Genomic DNA, 955 nt, shown 5'->3' on the forward strand with positions numbered 1-955 from the left:
TTAATTAGCGTCTACTTTAGTATTCAATATTAACTTCTGGCGAAGTTAAACTGTCTTTGACGATACAAACCATTTTGGGTTGTATGGTTAAGTGACTAAGCGTACACGGTGGATGCCTTGGCAGTTGGAGGCGATGAAGGACGTACTAACTTGCGATAAGCCTAGTCAAGCCAGTAAGAGGCGCTTGAGACTAGGATTTCCGAATGGGGAAACCCACCTGCTTGCAGGTATCGTTAACTGAATACATAGGTTAACGAGGCGAACGCGGAGAACTGAAACATCTAAGTACCCGTAGGAAAAGAAATCAACCGAGATTCCGAAAGTAGCGGCGAGCGAAATCGGACCAGCCCTTAAGCTTTAGTGTAGTTAGTGGAACATGCTGGAAAGCATGACGAAACAGGGTGATAGTCCCGTACACAAAAACTTATCTAAAGTGAAATCGAGTAGGTCGGAGCACGTGAAACTTTGACTGAATATGGGGGGACCATCCTCCAAGGCTAAATACTCCCAACTGACCGATAGTGAACCAGTACCGTGAGGGAAAGGCGAAAAGAACCCCTGTGAGGGGAGTGAAATAGAACCTGAAACCGTGTACGTACAAGCAGTAGGAGCCTACTTGTTGGGTGACTGCGTACCTTTTGTATAATGGGTCAGCGACTTATATTCTGTAGCGAGGTTAACCATTTAGGGGAGCCGTAGCGAAAGCGAGTCTTAACTGGGCGCTTAAGTTGCAGGGTATAGACCCGAAACCCGGTGATCTAGCCATGGGCAGGTTGAAGGTTGAGTAACATCAACTGGAGGACCGAACCCACTAACGTTGAAAAGTTAGGGGATGACCTGTGGCTAGGAGTGAAAGGCTAATCAAACCGGGAGATAGCTGGTTCTCCCCGAAATCTATTTAGGTAGAGCCTCGGACGAATACTTACGGGGGTAGAGCACTGTTAAGGCTAGGGGG

General features: G+C 47.4%; 1 rRNA gene. It reads left to right on the plus strand.

The annotated features are described in order from the left end of the window. Positions 1–85: 85 nt before the first annotated feature. Positions 86–955, plus strand: a 23S ribosomal RNA gene (locus DRB05_RS00200); the annotation flags it as partial.

Source organism: Pseudoalteromonas sp. A757 (assembly GCF_004103285.1).
Taxonomy (GTDB): domain Bacteria; phylum Pseudomonadota; class Gammaproteobacteria; order Enterobacterales; family Alteromonadaceae; genus Pseudoalteromonas; species Pseudoalteromonas galatheae.